The organism is Pseudomonas oryzagri, from assembly GCF_020831405.1.
GTDB classification, from domain to species: Bacteria; Pseudomonadota; Gammaproteobacteria; order Pseudomonadales; family Pseudomonadaceae; genus Geopseudomonas; species Geopseudomonas oryzagri.
In genome coordinates this window covers 1-16021 of the sequence record NZ_JAJHPU010000035.1, presented here as the reverse complement: position 1 = coordinate 16021, position 16021 = coordinate 1, and the positions used below count along the sequence as shown (strand labels likewise).

The window sequence follows — 16021 nt, the reverse complement described above, 5'->3', positions numbered from 1 at the left end:
CCGAACCGTCTGGGCGATGCGACCAACGTGTTCCTGGCCTCGGCCGAGCTGGCGGCGGTCGCCTCGATCCTCGGCAAGCTGCCGACCGTCGAGGAGTACATGGGCTACGCGAAGAACATCGACAGCATGGCTGCCGATATCTACCGCTACCTGTCCTTCGACCAGATCGCCGAGTACAAGGATGCTGCCGCCAAGGCGGTGATTCCGGCCGTCGCGGTGTAACCACCCACCCCGTGTGGCGCGTCCGCGTGGCGCGCCACACGGGGCATATCCTCCTGTAGGGGCGAATTCATTCGCCTTTACACGACCTCTTGGCGAATGAATTCGCCCGTACAAGGGACTGGCTCGTCGCCGCTCGGACGCACATGCGATTACCCTGGGCGCATCCCCCAGAATAGAGCCGCCGAGGCCGGTATCTGCTACCTTCACGGGCAACCATGCCGTGAATAACAACAGAAGACCCCCGATGGCTTCCCCCCTCGTCAATCCGAGCCAGCTCCGCCCGTTGTCCCTGCCCGACAAGCTGCTGGCCCGCCCGCGCCTGCTCAACCATCTGCAGGACGCCGCCGCCCGCGGTTGCCGGCTGATCCTGGTCAGCGCGCCGCTCGGCTACGGCAAGAGCACCCTGCTCGCCCAGTACGCCGCCGGCCTGCAGACGCCCTGGGCCTGGTATCGACTCGACCGCGCCGACAACCAGACGCTGCACCTGCTGCTGCACCTGCACGCCGCCCTCGGCCTGCCCGCGCCCGAACAGCTCCTCACCCAGGCCGACGAACCGCGCCTGTGGGGCGCCATCCTGCAGCGCCTGGAGCACCAGAGCGACGGCTTCACGCTGATCCTCGACGACCTCCACCAGCTGCGCGCCGAGCGCGCCCGCCACTACCTGGAGCAGCTGCTGCGCTTCGGGCCGCCCGGTCTGCTGCTGCTGGCCGCCTGCGAAGGAGCGCCGGAGCTGGCCATCAACCACCTGCGCCGCGACGAGCGCCTGGCCATCGTCGACGCCCGCGAGCTGGCCGTGGACAGCGAGGAGATCAGCCAGCTGGCGGTTAGCCGCGGCGCCCGTCTGGATTCGGATGCGCTCTACCAGCTGCGCGCCGGCAGCGAGGGCTGGATCACCGGCCTGCAGTTCTGGTTCACCGCCTATCGCGAGCAGATCCCGGCCAGTCCGCAGCCCGAGCTGATCCGCAGCGTGACCCGCCAGGCCTACGGCTACGTGGCCGACTTCCTCGCCGAGGAAGTGCTCGCCCGGCTGCCTGCGGAGTCGCTGGATTTCCTCGAACGGACCTCGGTGGTGCAGACCTTCGACCCGGCGCTGGCCAACCTGCTCGGCGGGCGCGCGGATGGCGAGCGGCTGATCCGCCAGTTGCAGCGCCGCGACCTGTTCATCGAGCAGCGCCCCGGCGAGCGCCTCGAATACCGCTACCACCGCGTGCTGCGCGAAGTCCTCTACCAGCGCCTGCAGGAGCGCGACCCGCAGCTGCTGCAACGGCTGCACCAGCAGGCGGCGGCCTGGCTGCTGGAGCAGCGCCGCTACTCGGAGGCCATCTACCAGTACGGGCGGGCCCGCGACTTCAACGCGGTGCTCGCCACCGCCGAGCGGCACACCTTCGACCTGCTGCGCGACGGCCAGATCAACGCCCTGGTCGATCTGCTCAGCCAGGTGTCCGGCGAAAGCGGCAGCGACCACTTCACCCTGGCGATCAGTGAAGCCTCCATCGTCATGGTGACCAACGACATCGCCCGCACCACGGCCTGCATCCAGCGCCTGCGCCTGCTGCAGCGCCAGGGCGTGCCGCGCAACCCCGAGCGGGTGCAGCAGACCATCGCCTACCTGCGCGTCCTGCTCGCCCTGCTCGGCGGCAATCTGCGTCACGGCCACGAGCTGGCCGGCCAGGCGCTGCAGCGCTACTCGCAGCGCAATGCCGCCGGCTCGGTGCTGCGCTTCAACCGTTCGCGCTGCCTGTTCCACCTCGGCCAGCTCGCCGCCGCCCGCCAGGACGTGGAGCAGGCGCTGGGCGAGCTCGACGAGTTCGGCTTCAGCGGCTTCGCCAACATTCCCCACCTGCTGCTCGGCCAGATCGAGCTGGCCCAGGGCGACAGCGTGGCGGCCATGCGCCGTTTCCTGGCCCTGGAGCGCAAGTCGCCGGCCACCGCCTCGCGCAACTTCTACGAACTGTTCCACCACCTGGGCCTGGGCCTGGTGTTCCTGCAGCAGAACCATCTGGAGCAGGCCCGGCAGCGCCTGGTCAAGGCGGAAACCCTGGCGCTGGGCTTCCCCCACTCGGCCGCGCTGGTCCGCGTGCTGCATCACCAGGCCTGCCTGTACGACGCCCTCGGCGAGCCGGGCAAGGCAATGGCGCGCTGGGACGAGGCTCGCCGGCTGGCCCGCCAGTTCCGCCAGTACGCGCTGTACCGACTGGCCGGCGCCTGGCGTGCGCGCCTGGCGGTGCGCGAGCGCGACCAGGACTTCATCCTCGCCTGGCTGCAGGAATGGCACTGGTGCCAGCGCACCTACGGCGAGGACCTGCTGCCGGACGAGTGGCTGGCCTACGCCTGGGTGCAGCGTCACCTCGGCCAGCCGGCGATGGCCCGGCAGATCCTCGCCAACCTGCGCGAGCAGGCCGATGCCGAGCACAACCGCCGCCTGCAGCTCGACCTGTGGCTGCTCGACGCCGCCCTGCAGCGCGACCGTGGCGAGCAGGGTGCCGCCCTCGCCTGCCTCGACGAAGCCCTGCAACTGGCCGCCGCCCACGGCTTCGGCCAGCTGCTGCACCACGAGGGGCGCGAGCTGGCCGAGCTGTTCCGCCTGCTGCTGCAACCGCAGGCGCGCCGCCAAGCCGGCCTGGAGCGTCCGCTGCCGCCGCGCGAACAGCTCGCCAGCCTGCTGGTCGGCCTCGCCGGCAGCGCGTCCGGCGAAGGCGCCGCCCAGGCGCTGCTCGAACCGCTGACCCGCCGCGAGCTGGACGTGCTGCGCCGCATGGCCCGCGGGCAGAACAACCAGCAGCTCGCCGACGGCCTGTTCGTCAGCCTGAGCACGGTGAAGACCCACATCAACAACCTGTTCCGCAAGCTCGACGTCACCGACCGCGACGCCGCCCTGCGGGCCGCCCGCGAGTTGCGGCTGCTCGACTGAGCGGTCGTGGAGGAAGGTGGCGTAGCGGGCGCGGCACTAGGCTCTGTACGAAAAGTGCCTGCGCTCGGTCATGCTGCGTTGAAAAGCGGCTCGGAATGCTCGTTTACGACCAGTAAACGCCGCTTCCTCGCCTCTTTTCGCGGGGCCACCAACGGCCTTGCCTGACCTTCGCTCGGCTGACTTTTCGTACAGGCCCTAGTGGCCGAGAGGTGAAGACGGACGGATCGCTGCGGCCAGCCCCCAGGGCCGCCGCCGGCTTTCACGAGCCCTCCTTGACCCTCACCGGCGGGATCGAGGAAGCGAGCACCCCGCCGAGCGGCCCAACGGCCTCAGCCCGGCCACAGGTCGCCGATCTCGCGCAGCGCCGCGTCGCCGCTGGTCACGGTCGCCGCGTAGGCGGCCGCCTGGGGCAGCATCTGGTCGGCGTAGAAGCGCGCGGTGGCGATCTTGATCCGGTAGAAGGCGGCGTCGCCCTCGCCCTGCGCCAGCCGCGCCGCGGCTGCCAGGGCGGCCTTGCCCATCAGCCAGCCGCCGCACACGGTGACTGCCAGGTACAGGTAGGGCACCGCTGCGGCCAGCACGCCGGACAGCCCGTTGCCGGCATGGCTGGCCAGCCCCTCGGTGGCTTCGGTCCAGGCCTTGAGCGCATCCCCCAGGCGCTGGCCGATGGCCTGCAGCTGCGGCTCGGCGGCGGCGTCCAGCGCCCTGGCGGTGGCCTGCACCTCGGCGAACAGGACCTTGGCGGTGGCGCCCTGGTCGCGCATCAGCTTGCGGAACAGCAGGTCGTTGGCCTGGATGCCGGTGGTGCCCTCGTAGATGGTGGTGATGCGCGAGTCGCGCCAGTACTGGGCGACGCCGGTTTCCTCGATGAAGCCCATGCCGCCGTGGATCTGCAGGCCCAGCGAAGTGACCTCGACACCCATTTCGGTGCCGCCGCCCTTGACGATGGGAATCAGGAATTCGGCCAGGTAGAGGTCGCGCCGGCGCTGGTCGGGATCGCTGCCGGCCTGCGCGCGGTCGAGCAGGCCCGCCGCGTAGTAGGCGATGGCGCGGCAGGCCTCGACGCGCGACTTCATCAGCATGAGCATGCGCTGGATGTCCGGGTGGCGGTCGATGCTCACCGGCGCTTCGCCGGTCACCGCGTCGCGCCCCTGCTTGCGCTCGCGGGCGTAGGCCAGCGCCTGCTGGTAGGCGCGCTCGCCGAGCGCGATGCCTTGCAGGCCGACGCCCAGGCGCGCCTCGTTCATCATGATGAACATGTATTCCAGACCGCGATTGGCCTCGCCGAGCAGGTAGCCGACCGCCCCGCCCTGGTCGCCGTAGGCCAGCACGCAGGTCGGACTGGCGTGGATGCCGAGCTTTTCCTCGATCGACACGCAGTGGACGTCGTTGCGCGCGCCCGGACTGCCGTCGGCATTGGGCAGGAACTTGGGCACCAGGAACAGCGAGATGCCCTTGACCCCGGGCGGGGCGTCGGGCAGGCGGGCGAGCACCAGGTGGACGATGTTGTCCGTCAGGTCGTGGTCGCCGTAGGTGATGAAGATCTTCTGGCCGAACAGTCGATAGCTGCCGTCGGCCTGCGGCTCGGCGCGCGTGCGCACCAGCGCCAGGTCGGAGCCGGCCTGCGGCTCGGTCAGGTTCATGGTGCCGGTCCACTCGCCGCTGACCATCTTCTCCAGGTAGGTCGCCTTGAGTTCGTCGCTGGCGCAGGTCAGCAGGGCCGTCACCGCTCCGTTGGTGAGCAGCGGACCAAGCGAGAAGGACAGGTTGGCCGAACAGAGCATTTCCCTGACCGCGACGGCCAGCGTCTCGGGCAGGTGCTGGCCGCCGAACTCGCCCGGCGCGGTGATGCCGTTCCAGCCGGCGGCGCGGAAGGCGGCGTAGGCCTCCTTCCAGCCCGGCGGAGTGGTCACGCCATGGGGGCCGAGCCTGCAGCCCTCGGTGTCGCCGACGCGATTGAGCGGGGCCAGCACTTCGCCGGTGAAGCGGGCCGCCTCGTCGAGGATGGCGTCGGCCATTTCCGCCGTGGCGTCCTCGTAGCCGGGCAGCCGGGCGATCTCCGCCAGGCCGACGATCTCGTCCATGACGAAGCGCATGTCCTTCACGGGGGCAATGTAGTCGCTCATGCTGTCCTCTCCGGTGATTTTCCCTGCAAACGCGCGTGGCTGGCGGCATCCCTGTCGGTGCCCAATCACGCCCGCCGCTCCGCTGTAGCCATCCTGCGCCGCGCCGGGCGGGCTGGATAGGCGGGTTACCCGCGACCGGCTCGTCAGGCCGGGCACCGGGCAGGTCCGGGTCGTGGCAGGCCGCCACGCCGCTCAGTAGGTCATGCTCCAGCTCGGCAACCAGGTGGGGCCACGCCCGGGGCGGACCAGGGCGTCGAGGAAGTTCAGCCCCCAATAGCGGATGTGGTTGGCCTCCAGCACCGCATACATCTCCTCGTGGCGGCGGCAGCGCTCTTCCAGCGGCATGCGCAGCGCCACCTCGATCGCGTCGGCGACGGCATCGCGGTCGTGCGGATTGACGATCAGCGCCGCATCCAGCTCGGCGGCCGCCCCGGCGAACTGCGAGAGGACCAGCACCCCCGGGTCGGCCGGGTCCTGGGCGGCGACGAACTCCTTGGCCACCAGGTTCATGCCGTCGCGCAGCGGCGTGACCAGGCCGACACGCGCCAGGCGCAGGACCATGGCGATGTCCTCGCGCTGGTGGTTGCGGCTCACGTAACGCACCGGCGACCAGGAAACGGCGCCGAAGCGGCCGTTGATATGTCCCACCTTGGCGCTCACCGCGGCGTCGATGTCGGCGTATTCGGGAATGTCCTGGCGGGTGGCGGGCGAAATCTGCAGGTAGGTGATGCGGCCGTGCCAGTCCGGGTACTTCTCGAGGAAGCGCTCGTAGCCATCGAGACGGTTGACAATGCCCTTGGAGTAGTCGAGACGGTCGATGCCCACGATCAGGGTGCGGCCGGCGAGACTTTCGCCGAGCTCCGCGGCGCCGGCGCTGGGCGTCGACGCCTGGGCCAGGCGGTGGAAGCCTTCGGTGTCGATCCCCACCGGGAACACGCCGACGCGAAAGTGCTGCGCCCCCAGATGGTAGTGGCGGCCGTCGGGGGTGGCGGCGCCGAGCACCCGGGTCAGGTAGCGGGCGAAGTTGCTGGCATCGTTGTCGGTCTGGAAGCCGACCAGGTTGTAGTCGGCGAGCGCGCCGATCAGCTCCGCATGATGCGGCAGCGTGGTCAGGAAGTCGGGCGGCGGCATGGGGATATGCAGGAAGAAACCGATGCGGTTGGCGTGCCCGCGCACGCGCAACGCCTGCGCCAGGGGAATCAGGTGGTAGTCGTGCACCCAGATGATGTCGTCCGCCTCGAGCAGCGGACTCAGGCGCTCGGCAAAGAATTCGTTGACCCGCTGGTAGCCGCCGAAGTCGGCCTCGCTGAACTCGGCGAGATCGACCCGGTAGTGCAGGATCGGCCACAGCACCCGGTTGGCGAAGCCGTTGTAGTACTCGTGGAAGTCGCTGGTGCGCAGGTCGGTCAGCACGTACTTCATCTGCCCGTGATCGATGGTCGTGGGCGGCGGCGGCGAATCGGACACCTCCCCGCTCCAGCCGAACCACAGGCCATCTCGCTCCTGCATGGTGTCGGCTATCGCCACGGCTAGGCCGCCGGGAGCCGGGGCGCCGTTCTCGTCGGGAAGCGCCACGCGGTTGGAAATCACCACGAGCCGCGGCATAGGCCCTCCTCCCTGCGGCTGGACAGGCACGTTGCGCGGTTCGTCGAGCCGGCCATCGCGCAGGGTCGGGCAATGCCGCCCGCCCCGCCCGAGACCCGGTGATGCCGGTGGGTCACGCCGACATCTCCCGTACGGCCGCGATCAGGGCGGCGCGAACCGCCGCCGGATCGGCGAAAGCGGCGTCCGCGCCGGGCAGCAGGTAGCCGACCGACAGGGCCAGGCCGCCCAGTTCGGAGGCTTTGACCAGGGCCGGCTCGTCGGTCACATCGTCGCCGATGAACACCGGACGCCGGCCGGCGAACGGCGGTTCCGCCAGCAGGCGGGTGATCGCCCGGGCCTTGTCGCAGCCCTGGGGAAGCACCTCGAACACCATCTTGCCGGGCAGCAGGCGCAACCCCGCCGCCTCGGGGTCGTTCAGCAACTCGTGCAGGGCGGCCGCCAGCGGCTCGCGCGCGGTCGGCGCCGCACGGTAGTGCAAGGCGATGCTCCAGCCCTTGTCCTCGACCAGAACGCCGGCATGCTTAGCGGCCAGGGAGTACAGGCGCTCGCGGATGGGGACGACGAGGCCGGTCTCGACCTCGCTGTACAGCGCTGCGTCGGGCCAGGCACGCCACTGGGCGCCATGGCCACCGCTGGCCGGCAGGCGCAGGGGGGCGAAGAGCCGGTCGAGGTTGTCCACCGTACGCCCGCTGACCAACGCCAAGGCGCCGCTCAGCCGTTCATGCAGGGACTCCAGGGCGCCGCGCAGGTCGTGCGGCACGTAGACCGCCTCGGGCGAGGTGGCGATATCCAGGAGGGTGCCGTCGACATCGAGAAACAGCGCGCACGTCGACTCGCGCCCGCCCAGCCAGTGACCGAGCAGGGCGGTCGCCGAGACCTCGCTGTGCGAGGTTTTTGCCGTACCGGCTGGTCCCTCAGCGATCGAACGAGGCATGCAGCGATCTCCACATGGCCGGTGACGCCGCCGCAACGGCTTCCGCGAACGAGCGGAACATCTTCGAAAGATTAGCAGCCGAAGGCGGCGCGCTCCGGGCCGGCCGTCGTCTCGGCCGGCGCGCCGGCTGCCCCGCGGCACCGGGTCCGCGTCGAGTTCCACCCATTCCTCCACCCGACTCCACCCGCAAATCCACCCGCGGTACGAAGCGCGCCACCGGGGCGGCTTGTTAAAAAACAGACATCGAATCTCCCAGACAACAACAACGAGGAGAACTGCATGCCAGCCGATTTCGCCCTTCTCTGCCGCAGCGCCGACCGCCGGGTCGCCGGCCGCAGGATCGCCTGCCGCCGGGTAGCCGGCCGCCTCGTTCACTTGTGCTCCGCATCCGGCTCCCGCGTGACGGGGGAGATTTCCGACACCGTTTTCCGGGCCTGAGTTTTCGTCACCGGCCCGGCGGTTCGGTCACCCGCCGCCGGCGCCCTTGCCCGGCCGCCCCCCGGGCGGTTTTTTTACCCACGGTCAGCCCCGCAGTACATCGCCGGGCGGCCTTTCAGCCAGAGGTCTGCCATGTACACCTTGATCAACTATTTGCTGGATAACGAGCTGGCCCTGATCGGCCTGGGCCGTGCCCCGGTCAACGCCCTCGGCCACACCCTGCGCCAGGAGCTGCAGGCGGCGTTCCGCCAGGCCAGCGCCGATCCGGCGGTCAAGGCCATGGTGGTCTACGGGCACGGCCTGCCCTTCAGCGCCGGCGCCGACCTCGCCGAATTCGACGGCGCCGCCTTCGCCACGCCGTCCCTGCCCGATCTGCTGATCGAATTGGCTGGCAGCGACAAGCCGATGGTCGCCGCCATCGGCGGCCTGGCCCTGGGTGGCGGCCTGGAGCTGGCGATGGCCTGCGGCTACCGCATCGGCGAGTCCAAGGCGCGCCTGGGCCTGCCGGAAATCACCCTCGGCCTGCTGCCGGGCGCCGGCGGTACCCAGCGCCTGCCACGCCTGGTCGGCGCCGAGACCGCCCTGGACATCATCCTCTCCGGCCAGCCGCTGCGCCCCGAACGCGCCCTCGAACTGGGCCTGCTCGACCGTCTGGCCGCCTCCGCCGATACGCTCCTGGACGACGCCCGCGCCTACGCCCGCGAACTGCTGCAGGCGGGCGCCCCGGCACAGCCGGCCGCCCCGCACGCCGCGCCGGGCGATGCCCTGCCGGCCAACTACTTCACCGCCTATACCGCCGGCAAGGCCAGCCAGTGGAAGGGCCAACTCGCCCCGCACCTGGTCATCGAAGCGGTGCGCATCGCCTGCGAGCAGCCGCTGGAAGTCGGCCTGCCGCGCGAGCTGGAGCTGTTCGTCGAGGCCATGGAGTCGCCGCAGTCCAAGGCGCTGCGCCACCTGTTCTTCGCCGAGCGCGAAGCCGCCAAGGTGCCCGGTATCGACGCCTCGCTGCCGCTGCGCCCGATCAAGAAGGTCGCGGTGATCGGCGCCGGCACCATGGGCGGCGGCATCGCCATGAACTTCGTCAACATCGGCATGCCGGTGGTGCTGCTCGAGCAGAAGCGCGAGGCGCTGGATCGCGGCCTGGCGCAGATCCGCAAGAACTACGAGATCACCGCCAAGCGCGGCAAGCTGACCCAGGAGCAGGTCGAGCAGCGCATGGCCCTGCTGGCCGGCACCCTCGACTACGCCGACCTGGCCGACGCCGACCTGGTGATCGAGGCGGTGTTCGAGAGCATGGAGGTCAAGCGCCAGGTGTTCGCCACCCTCGACGAGGTGTGCAAGCCCGGCGCCATCCTCGCCACCAACACCTCGACTCTCGACGTCGACCAGATCGCCGCCTTCACCCGCCGCCCGCAGGACGTGATCGGCCTGCACTTCTTCAGCCCGGCCAACGTCATGCGCCTGCTGGAAGTCGTGCGCGGCAAGCAGACCGCGCTGGACGTGCTGGCCACCGCGCTCAAGCTGGGCAAGCAGATCGGCAAGCTGCCGGTGGTCTCCGGGGTGTGCTACGGCTTCATCGGCAACCGCATGCTCGAGCCCTACGCCCGCGAGGCGCACCGCCTGCTGCTCGAAGGCGCCACCCCGGCGCAGGTCGACCGCGTGCTCACCGACCTGGGCCTGGCCATGGGCGTGCTGAGCATGTACGACCTGGTCGGCATCGACGTCGGCTACCTGATCCGCACCCCGCTGCGCGAATCCCTGGCCAGCGATCCCAGCTACTACCGCGTCTCCGACGAGCTTTACGCCCTCGGCCGCCTGGGCCAGAAGACCGGCCGCGGCATGTACATCTACGAAGGCCGCGAGCGCCAGGACGACCCGGAAGTGCTGGCCATCGCCGAGCGCCTGGCCGCCGAGCTGGGCATCCAGCGCCGCGAAATCACCGACCAGGAAATCCACGACCGCTGCCTGTTCGCGCTGATCAACGAAGGCATCCAGATCCTCGACGAAGGCATCGCCCTGCGCGCCGGCGACATCGACCTGGTGTGGACCTGCGGCTACGGCTTCCCCACCGTGCTGGGCGGCCCGCTGCACTACGCCGAGGACCTGGGCCTCGAGCGCGTGCTGGCCGGCCTGCGCCAGTACCGCGCGCAGCTCGGCGCCTACGGCGAGCAGTGGTTCCAGCCCGCCGCGCTGCTCGAGCGCCTGGTCGCCACCGGCCAGACCCGCATCAACAAACAATGACCAGCCAGCTTCTCCATTGAAAACGAGGGTAATCCCATGACTCAGCGTGAAGTAGTGATCGTCAGCGGCGTGCGTACCGCCATCGGTGACTTCGGCGGCAGCCTCAAGGACTTCGCTCCCGGCGATCTGGGCGCCATGGTCGCCCGCGAAGCCCTGCAACGCGCCCAGGTCGGCGGCGACGAGGTCGACCAGGTGGTGTTCGGCAACGTCATCCACACCGAACCGGCCGACATGTACATCTCCCGCGTGGTCGCCCTGAAGAGCGGCATCAACGAGCGCTCCACCGCGCTGACCGTCAACCGCCTGTGCGGTTCGGGCCTGCAGGCCATCGTCACCGCCGCCCAGGGCATCCTGCTCGGCGACGCCGACGTCGCCCTGGCCGGTGGCGTCGACATGATGAGCCGCGCGCCCTACTCCTCCTCGGCGATGCGCTTCGGCGCACGGATGGGCGACACCGGCATGACCGACATGCTGATCGGCGCGCTCACCGACCCGATGAACAAGGTGCACATGGGCGTCACCGCCGAGAACGTGCGCCGCACCTACAACATCTCCCGCCAGGCGCAGGACGAGCTGGCCGTGGAATCCCACCGCCGCGCCGCCCAGGCGATCGAGGAAGGCCGCTTCAAGTCGCAGATCCTGCCGATCACCCTGAAGACCCGCCGCGGCGAGGTGGTGTTCGACACCGACGAGCACGTGCGCGACAACGTGACCGTCGAGGAGCTGAGCAAGCTCAAGCCGGCCTTCGAGCGCAACGACGGCACCGTTACCCCGGGCAACGCCTCCAGCCTCAACGACGGCGCCGCCGCCGTGGTGCTGATGGAGCGCGCCACCGCCGAGCGCCGCGGCCTCAAGCCGATGGCCCGCCTGGTCTCCTATGCGCTGGCCGGCGTCGATCCGCTGCACATGGGCATCGGCCCGGTGCCGGCCTCCAAGCTGGCCCTGGAGCGCGCCGGTCTCGACGTCGCCGATATCGACGTGGTCGAGGCCAACGAGGCGTTCGCCGCCCAGGCCTGCGCCGTCACCCAGGAACTCGGCCTCGATCCGGCCAAGGTCAACCCCAACGGCTCGGGCATCTCGCTGGGCCACCCGATCGGCGCCACCGGCACCATCATCACCCTCAAGGCGCTGCACGAGCTCGAGCGCACCGGCGGCCGCTACGCCCTGGTGACCATGTGCATCGGCGGCGGCCAGGGCATCGCCGCGATCTTCGAGCGCGTCTGAGAGAGGAACACGACATGAAAGTACTGGTCGCGGTAAAACGCGTGGTCGACTACAACGTCAAGGTCCGCGTGAAAGCCGACAACAGCGGCGTCGACCTGGCCAACGTCAAGATGGCCATGAACCCCTTCTGCGAGATCGCGGTGGAAGAAGCCGTGCGCCTCAAGGAAAAGGGCATCGCCAGCGAAGTGGTGGTGGTCTCCGTAGGCGCCAATGCCGCCCAGGAGCAGCTGCGCACCGCCCTGGCCCTCGGCGCCGACCGCGCCGTGCTGGTCGAATCCAACGACGAACTCGGCTCGCTGGCCATCGCCAAGCTGCTCAAGGCCGTGGTCGACAAGGAACAGCCGCAGCTGGTCATCACCGGCAAGCAGGCCATCGACAGCGACAACAACCAGACCGGCCAGATGCTCGCCGCGCTGACCGGTTTCGCCCAGGGCACCTTCGCCTCCAAGATCGAGATCGCCGACGGCAAGGCCAACGTCACCCGCGAGATCGACGGCGGCCTGCAGACCGTTGCCCTGAAACTGCCGGCCATCGTCACCACCGACCTGCGCCTCAACGAGCCGCGCTACGCCTCGCTGCCCAACATCATGAAGGCCAAGAAGAAGCCGCTCGACGTGCTGACTCCGGAAGCCCTCGGCGTGTCCACCGCTTCGACCGTGAAGACCCTCAAGGTCGAAGCCCCGGCTACCCGCCAGGCCGGCATCAAGGTCAAGTCGGTGGCCGAACTGGTCGAGAAACTGAAGAACGAAGCGAAGGTGATCTGATGGCCATTCTCGTCATTGCCGAACACAACAACGCCGCACTGGCCGCCGCGACCCTGAACACCGTGGCCGCCGCCGCGCAGATCGGTGGCGACGTCCACGTGCTGGTTGCAGGCTCCGGTTGCGCCGCGGTGGCCGAAGCCGCCGCCAAGGTCGCCGGCGTCGCCAAGGTGCTGGTCGCCGACAACGCCGCCTTCGCCCATCAGCTGCCGGAAAACCTCGCGCCGCTGATCGTCGAGCTGGCCCGTAATGGCTACAGCCACGTACTGGCCCCGGCCACCACCAACGGCAAGAACTACCTGCCGCGCGTCGCCGCGCTGCTCGACGTCGAGCAGATCTCCGAGATCGTCAAGGTGGTCAGCGCCGACACCTTCCAGCGTCCGATCTACGCCGGCAATGCCATCGCCACCGTACAGTCCAGTGCGGCCGTGAAGGTGATCACCGTGCGCTCCACCGGCTTCGACCCGGTGGCTGCCGAGGGTGGCAGCGCCGCCATCGAGGCGGTCGGCGCCGCCTGCGATGCCGGCGTGTCCAGCTTCGTCGGCGAGGAGCTGGCCAAGTCCGAGCGTCCCGAACTGACCGCCGCCAAGGTGGTGATCTCCGGCGGCCGCGGCATGCAGAACGGCGACAACTTCGCGCTGCTCTACGCGGTGGCCGACAAGCTGGGCGCCGCCGTGGGTGCCTCGCGCGCCGCGGTGGACGCCGGCTTCGTGCCCAACGACCTGCAGGTCGGCCAGACCGGCAAGATCGTTGCGCCGCAGCTGTATATCGCCGTGGGCATCAGCGGTGCCATCCAGCACCTGGCCGGCATGAAGGATTCGAAAGTGATCGTGGCGATCAACAAGGACGAGGAGGCGCCGATCTTCCAGGTCGCCGACTACGGCCTGGTCGCCGACCTGTTCGAGGCGGTTCCGGAACTGACGGCCCAGCTCGGCTGAAAACTCGGCTGACAGTTCGGCTGATTTCACTCCAGGCTGCGCGAGCAGCCATTTGCCCCTGGTACAGGCAGAGGGTTTTCAGGGCACGGGCAACCCAGGGTTGCCCATTTTTTTGCCTGCCCCCCCGCTGCCGAAGAGATTCGAGGACAACAACAAATGCAACGCGAATACATGGAATTCGACGTGGTCATCGTCGGAGCCGGCCCCGCCGGGCTCTCCGCCGCCTGCCGCCTGAAGCAGAAGGCCGTCGAAGCCGGCCAGGAGCTCAGCGTCTGCGTGGTGGAAAAAGGCTCCGAAGTCGGCGCCCACATCCTCTCCGGCGCGGTGTTCGAACCGCGCGCCTTGAACGAGCTGTTCCCCGACTGGCAAGCCCTCGGCGCCCCGCTCAACACCCCGGTCAAGCGCGACGACATCTATCTGCTGAAAAGCGATGCCGCCGCCACCAAGATCCCCGACTTCGCCGTGCCCAAGACCATGCACAACGAAGGCAACTACATCATCTCCCTGGGCAACCTGTGCCGCTGGCTGGCCCAGCAGGCCGAGAACCTCGGCGTGGAGATCTACCCCGGCTTCGCCGCCCAGCAGGCGCTGATCGACGAGCAGGGCGTGGTGCGCGGCATCGTCACCGGCGACCTGGGCGTCGACCACGAAGGCAAGCCCAAGGACGGCCTGTACACCCCGGGCATGGAACTGCGCGCCAAGTACACCCTGTTCGCCGAGGGCTGCCGCGGCCATATCGGCAAGCAGCTGATCAAGCAGTACCGCCTGGACGCCAACGCCGACGCCCAGCACTACGGCATCGGCATCAAGGAGCTGTGGGAGATCGACCCGGCCAGGCACGAGCAGGGCCTGGTGGTGCACACCGCCGGCTGGCCGCTCAACGACGAGAACCCCGGCGGCTCCTTCCTCTACCACCTGGAGAACAACCAGGTGGTGGTCGGCCTGATCGTCGACCTGTCCTACAGCAACCCGCACCTGTCGCCGTTCGACGAGTTCCAGCGCTACAAGCACCATCCGGTGATCAGGCAGTACCTGGAAGGCGGCAAGCGCATCAGCTATGGCGCCCGCGCGATCTGCAAGGGCGGCCTCAACTCGCTGCCGAAGATGGTGTTCCCGGGCGGCGCGCTGATCGGCTGCGACGCCGGCACCCTCAACTTCGCCAAGATCAAGGGCAGCCACACCGCGATGAAGTCCGGCATGCTGGCCGCCGAGGCGATCGTCGAGGCGCTGGCCGTCGGCCGCGAGGGCGGCGACGAGCTGCACAACTACGTCAAGGCCTTCGAGGACAGCTGGCTGTACGACGAGCTGTATCGCAGCCGCAACTTCGGCGCGGCGATGCACAAGTTCGGCGCCATCCTCGGCGGGGCGTTCAACTTCGTCGACCAGAACCTGTTCGGCGGCAAGATCCCGCTGACCCTGCACGACAACAAGCCCGACCACGCCTGCCTCAAGCCCGCCGCGCAGTCGCCGAAGATCGACTACCCCAAGCCGGACGGCAAGCTGAGCTTCGACAAGCTGTCCTCGGTGTTCCTCTCCAACACCAACCACGAGGAAGACCAGCCCTGCCACCTGCAGCTGATCGACCCAAACATTCCGCTGGCCCGGAACCTGCCGCTGTACGACGAGCCGGCGCAGCGCTACTGCCCGGCCGGGGTGTACGAGATCGTCACCCAGGAAAGCGGCGAGAAGAAGTTCCAGATCAACGCGCAGAACTGCGTGCACTGCAAGACCTGCGATATCAAGGACCCGGCGCAGAACATCACCTGGATGACGCCCGAGGGCACCGGCGGGCCCACCTATCCCAACATGTGATCCGCCAGACCGTTGAAAAACCGTCGGTGAAACAGCCGAAGTCGTTTTCAACGCTGCATCGGTAACGCAGGTAGTTATTCAATAAAACCTGCCAGCCACCGCCCCCACCCTCCCGGGTCCCTCGCGGCCCGGGAGCTCTTTTGCTGTGCGCGTCTTGTCGACTGCCAGGCGGCTGGGCGCGCTTGTTGATCTACGTTAGGAGACGAAATGCAGGTTGGAGTCCCCCGCGAAACCCACGCCGGTGAAACCCGCGTGGCCGCCACGCCGGAAACGGTGAAGAAACTCGTCGGCCAGGGCCATACGGTCGTCGTCCAGGCCGGCGCCGGCGTTGCCGCCAGCCTGCCGGATGAGGCCTATATCGCCGCCGGCGCACGCATCGGCACCGCGTCTGAGGCTTTCGGCGCCGAGCTGGTGCTCAAGGTCGTGGCGCCCGATGAGGCCGAGCTGGCCCTGATGCAGCCCGGCGCCGTGCTGGTCGGCATGCTCAACCCGTTCGACAACGCCAACCTGGCGCGCATGACCGCGCGCGGCATCACCGCCTTCGCCCTCGAGGCCGCCCCGCGCACCTCGCGCGCGCAGAGCCTCGACGTGCTGTCCTCGCAGGCCAATATCGCCGGCTACAAGGCGGTGATGCTCGCCGCCAACCACTACCCGCGCTTCATGCCGATGCTGATGACCGCCGCCGGCACCGTGAAGGCCGCCCGCGTGCTGGTGCTCGGCGCCGGGGTGGCCGGCCTGCAGGCGATCGCCACCGCCAAGCGCCTGGGCGCGGTGATCGAAGCCTCGGACGTGCGTCCGGCGGTCAAGGA

The 16021-nt window shown here is 69.1% G+C and carries 10 protein-coding genes and 1 pseudogene; 8 read left to right on the top strand and 3 right to left on the bottom strand.

Features of this window, described 5'->3' with window-relative positions; translation table 11 throughout:
* Positions 1 to 222: hypothetical protein (locus LMJ29_RS12180; RefSeq protein WP_229605795.1), on the top strand; the 222-nt coding region annotated here is incomplete at its 5' end.
* Between the two features lie 244 nt (positions 223 to 466).
* Positions 467 to 3133, top strand: a complete 2667-nt coding sequence (locus LMJ29_RS12175) for a LuxR C-terminal-related transcriptional regulator (protein ID WP_229605794.1) — start codon at positions 467 to 469, stop codon at positions 3131 to 3133.
* 329 nt (positions 3134 to 3462) lie between these two features.
* Here LMJ29_RS12175 and LMJ29_RS12170 read toward each other — a convergent pair whose 3' ends face one another.
* The 3 genes from LMJ29_RS12170 to otsB form a co-directional block, all read right to left on the bottom strand.
* Positions 3463 to 5259: an acyl-CoA dehydrogenase gene (locus LMJ29_RS12170; RefSeq protein ID WP_229605793.1), complete on the bottom strand. Its 1797-nt coding sequence runs from the start codon at positions 5257 to 5259 to the stop codon at positions 3463 to 3465.
* A gap of 192 nt (positions 5260 to 5451) precedes the next feature.
* Positions 5452 to 6864, bottom strand: coding sequence for an alpha,alpha-trehalose-phosphate synthase (UDP-forming) (otsA, locus tag LMJ29_RS12165; protein WP_229605792.1), 1413 nt, complete (start codon positions 6862 to 6864; stop codon positions 5452 to 5454).
* Positions 6865 to 6976: 112 nt separating this feature from the next.
* The gene (gene otsB, locus LMJ29_RS12160) at positions 6977 to 7798 is read right to left on the bottom strand and encodes a trehalose-phosphatase (protein ID WP_229605791.1); all 822 of its coding nucleotides are present in this window, start codon (positions 7796 to 7798) and stop codon (positions 6977 to 6979) included.
* Positions 7799 to 8368: 570 nt separating this feature from the next.
* Between otsB and LMJ29_RS12155 the strand changes: the two genes are divergently transcribed.
* The 6 genes and pseudogenes from LMJ29_RS12155 to LMJ29_RS12130 all read left to right on the top strand — a co-directional run.
* Positions 8369 to 10477, top strand: a complete 2109-nt coding sequence (locus tag LMJ29_RS12155) for a 3-hydroxyacyl-CoA dehydrogenase NAD-binding domain-containing protein (protein WP_229605790.1) — start codon at positions 8369 to 8371, stop codon at positions 10475 to 10477.
* A gap of 36 nt (positions 10478 to 10513) precedes the next feature.
* On the top strand, positions 10514 to 11701 hold the full coding sequence (locus LMJ29_RS12150; RefSeq protein ID WP_229605789.1) for an acetyl-CoA C-acyltransferase family protein: 1188 nt from the start codon (positions 10514 to 10516) through the stop codon (positions 11699 to 11701).
* Between the two features lie 14 nt (positions 11702 to 11715).
* Positions 11716 to 12465: an electron transfer flavoprotein subunit beta/FixA family protein gene (locus LMJ29_RS12145; RefSeq protein ID WP_229605788.1), complete on the top strand. Its 750-nt coding sequence runs from the start codon at positions 11716 to 11718 to the stop codon at positions 12463 to 12465.
* On the top strand, positions 12465 to 13400 hold the full coding sequence (locus LMJ29_RS12140) for an electron transfer flavoprotein subunit alpha/FixB family protein (protein ID WP_229605787.1): 936 nt from the start codon (positions 12465 to 12467) through the stop codon (positions 13398 to 13400). Before LMJ29_RS12145 ends, LMJ29_RS12140 begins: the two co-directional genes overlap by 1 nt.
* A gap of 138 nt (positions 13401 to 13538) precedes the next feature.
* Entirely contained in the window at positions 13539 to 15212 is a 1674-nt protein-coding gene (locus LMJ29_RS12135; protein WP_377655686.1) for an electron transfer flavoprotein-ubiquinone oxidoreductase, read from the top strand.
* Between the two features lie 207 nt (positions 15213 to 15419).
* A pseudogene (locus tag LMJ29_RS12130) lies at positions 15420 to 16021 on the top strand (NAD(P)(+) transhydrogenase (Re/Si-specific) subunit alpha); the annotation flags it as partial.

Excerpts from the sequence above, each read along its gene's own strand:
- LMJ29_RS12175 (WP_229605794.1), top strand. The coding sequence starts at position 467 with ATGGCTTCCCCCCTCGTCAATCCGAGCCAGCTCCGCCCGTTGTCCCTG.
- LMJ29_RS12170 (WP_229605793.1), bottom strand. The coding sequence starts at position 5,259 with ATGAGCGACTACATTGCCCCCGTGAAGGACATGCGCTTCGTCATGGAC.
- otsA (WP_229605792.1), bottom strand. The coding sequence starts at position 6,864 with ATGCCGCGGCTCGTGGTGATTTCCAACCGCGTGGCGCTTCCCGACGAG.
- otsB (WP_229605791.1), bottom strand. The coding sequence starts at position 7,798 with ATGCCTCGTTCGATCGCTGAGGGACCAGCCGGTACGGCAAAAACCTCG.
- LMJ29_RS12155 (WP_229605790.1), top strand. The coding sequence starts at position 8,369 with ATGTACACCTTGATCAACTATTTGCTGGATAACGAGCTGGCCCTGATC.
- LMJ29_RS12150 (WP_229605789.1), top strand. The coding sequence starts at position 10,514 with ATGACTCAGCGTGAAGTAGTGATCGTCAGCGGCGTGCGTACCGCCATC.
- LMJ29_RS12145 (WP_229605788.1), top strand. The coding sequence starts at position 11,716 with ATGAAAGTACTGGTCGCGGTAAAACGCGTGGTCGACTACAACGTCAAG.
- LMJ29_RS12140 (WP_229605787.1), top strand. The coding sequence starts at position 12,465 with ATGGCCATTCTCGTCATTGCCGAACACAACAACGCCGCACTGGCCGCC.